The sequence below is a fragment of the Tahibacter caeni genome, from assembly GCF_024609805.1.
Lineage (GTDB): Bacteria > Pseudomonadota > Gammaproteobacteria > Xanthomonadales > Rhodanobacteraceae > Tahibacter > Tahibacter caeni.
In genome coordinates this window covers 1-2,399 of sequence record NZ_JANFVR010000503.1, presented here as the reverse complement: position 1 = coordinate 2,399, position 2,399 = coordinate 1, and the positions used below count along the sequence as shown (strand labels likewise).

Below are 2,399 nucleotides of genomic sequence, written 5' to 3'. Positions count from 1 at the left end.
GGCGCTGCTGCCGCTCGCTGCGGCGGCGCAGGAGCCCCGCGACAGCGCGGCGGCCGTGGCGGACGGGCCTGGGCGCCCGCTCGCCGGCGCGGATCCGAACCTGATGCTCACGAACGACGACAGCGTCGCGCTCGTGACGGGCAGCCGGCAACCCTGCCGCAGCGACGTGCTCGAGGCACATTTCCATCAGGGCCGCTTCGCGTTCGAAGGCGGACTGCTGGAAACCGGTGCGCTCGTCGAGGCGATCCGCCAGCGCAAGACGCGCCGGCCGGTCGCCTGCCTGCGCGTGACCGGCCCCTACGACCGCACCGCGTTCGACGCGCTCGGCAATGCGCTCGTCGACCCGGTCGGTGTCAGCCTGTCCTGGGACAGGCCGCAGCCGTGAGCCGGCGGGCGCGCAGCAGCGGCATCGAGCCGCACGCAGGAACGCGTTCGACTGACCTTTTCCTCGTCATGGATTCAGAGCCCCGATGAACATCACCAAGATCCACGCGCGCGAAATCCTCGACTCCCGCGGCAATCCGACGCTCGAAGCCGAAGTCACGCTGTCGACCGGTCATACCGGCCGCGCCGCCGTGCCCTCGGGCGCGTCGACCGGCTCGCGCGAGGCGGTGGAGCTGCGCGACGGCGACAAGACGCGCTATCTCGGCAAGGGCGTGACCAAGGCCGTGGCCAACGTCAACACGACGATCGCCGCGGCGCTGGCCGGCTCCGACGCGGCCGACCAGGCCGCGCTCGACCGCAAGCTCATCGCACTGGACGGCTCGCCGAACAAGAACCACCTCGGCGCGAACGCGCTGCTCGGCGTGTCGCTGGCCAACGCGCACGCGGTCGCCGCGGCGCGCGGCCTGCCGCTCTGGAAGCATCTGGCCGGCGCGCGCCCGGCGCGCCTGCCGGTGCCGATGATGAACATCGTCAACGGCGGCGCGCATGCGGACAACAACGTCGACATGCAGGAATTCATGGTGCTGCCGGTCGGCTGCGCGAGCTTCTCCGAAGCGCTGCGCTGCGGCACCGAGATCTTTCATGCACTGAAGTCGGTGCTCAAGAGCCGCGGCCTGTCGACCGCGGTCGGCGACGAAGGCGGCTTCGCGCCGGACCTGAAGTCGAACGAGGAAGCCGTCGAGACCATCCTCGAGGCGATCGCGAAGGCCGGCTACACGGCTGGCGACGACGTGTTCCTCGGCCTCGATGTCGCGAGCTCGGAATTCTTCGAGAACGGCAAGTACAACCTGCACGGCGAAGGCAAGCGCCTGTCCTCGGAGCAGTTCGCCGATTTCCTCGCCGACTGGTGCGCGCGCTATCCGATCATCACGATCGAGGACGGCATGGCCGAAGGCGACTGGGACGGCTGGAAGGTGCTGACCGACAAGCTCGGCAGGTCGATCCAGCTGGTCGGCGACGACCTCTTCGTGACCAACACGGCGATCTTCAGGCAGGGCATCGACCAGGGCATCGCGAACTCCATCCTGATCAAGGTCAACCAGATCGGCACCCTGACCGAGACGCTCGAAGCGATCGCGATGGCCGATGCGGCGCGGTATTCGTCGATCGTCTCGCACCGTTCCGGCGAGACCGAGGACACGACGATCGCCGACATCTCGGTCGCGACGACGGCGACGCAGATCAAGACCGGCTCGCTGTGCCGCAGCGACCGCGTGGCGAAGTACAACCAGCTGCTGCGCATCGAGGAAGCGCTCGGCCCGGCGGCGGTCTATGCCGGCCGCGACGCGTTCCCGAACCTGCCCGGCCTGTTCCGCTGAGGACGCCGCCGTGCTTCGTTACGCCGCCCTGATCCTGCTGATCCTGCTGATCGTCCTGCAGATCAAGCTGTGGACCGGATCGGGCGGCGTGCGCGACGTCGAGAGCCTGCGCCAGACCGTGGCCGAGACGCGCAAGGCCAACGAGGCGCTGAAGGCGCGCAACGAGGCGCTGCAGGCCGAAGTGCAGGATCTCAAGGAAGGCCGCGACGCGATCGAAGGCCGCGCGCGTTCGGAGCTCGGCCTGGTCAAGCCCGGCGAGACGTTCTACCAGATCGTCGAGCCCGCGGCGGCTCCGGCGCCCGCGCCGCCGCAGCAGCGATGAGCGGCCTCTGGTGCGTAGTTCCGGCGGCCGGCAGCGGCCGCCGTTTCGGCGGCGAGGTGCCCAAGCAGTACCTGCGTCTCGCCGACAAGCCGCTGCTGCTGCATACGCTCGAACGCCTCGCGGCGCATCCGCACATCGCCGGGCTGCTGCTCGTCGTGGCCGCGGACGACGCGAGCTGGGTACAGGGCCTCGTCGAGGTGCTGGGCAAGCCGCTGCTGCGCGCCATCGGCGGCGCCGAGCGCGCCGATTCGGTGCTGGCCGGCCTGCGCGCGCTGCCGGCATCGGTCGCGCCCGGCGACGCCGTGCTCGTGCAC

Annotated in this window: 4 protein-coding genes; all 4 read left to right on the top strand. The window is 70.2% G+C overall.

All coding sequences use genetic code 11. The features are described from left to right. Positions 1 to 385: hypothetical protein (locus tag NON22_RS23150; protein WP_257389349.1), on the top strand; the 385-nt coding region annotated here is incomplete at its 5' end. Positions 386 to 470: 85 nt separating this feature from the next. Continuing rightward, on the top strand, positions 471 to 1,763 hold the full coding sequence (gene eno / locus NON22_RS23145; RefSeq protein WP_257389348.1) for a phosphopyruvate hydratase: 1,293 nt from the start codon (positions 471 to 473) through the stop codon (positions 1,761 to 1,763). A 10-nt stretch (positions 1,764 to 1,773) separates the two neighbouring features. After that, complete coding sequence (gene ftsB, locus NON22_RS23140) at positions 1,774 to 2,085, top strand: cell division protein FtsB (RefSeq protein WP_257389347.1); 312 nt, start codon at positions 1,774 to 1,776, stop codon at positions 2,083 to 2,085. After that, positions 2,082 to 2,399, top strand: a 318-nt coding sequence (locus NON22_RS23135) for an IspD/TarI family cytidylyltransferase (RefSeq protein ID WP_257389346.1), incomplete at its 3' end; no start/stop codon positions are given. The genes ftsB and NON22_RS23135, both read left to right, overlap by 4 nt.

Excerpts from the sequence above, each read along its gene's own strand:
- eno (WP_257389348.1), top strand. The coding sequence starts at position 471 with ATGAACATCACCAAGATCCACGCGCGCGAAATCCTCGACTCCCGCGGC.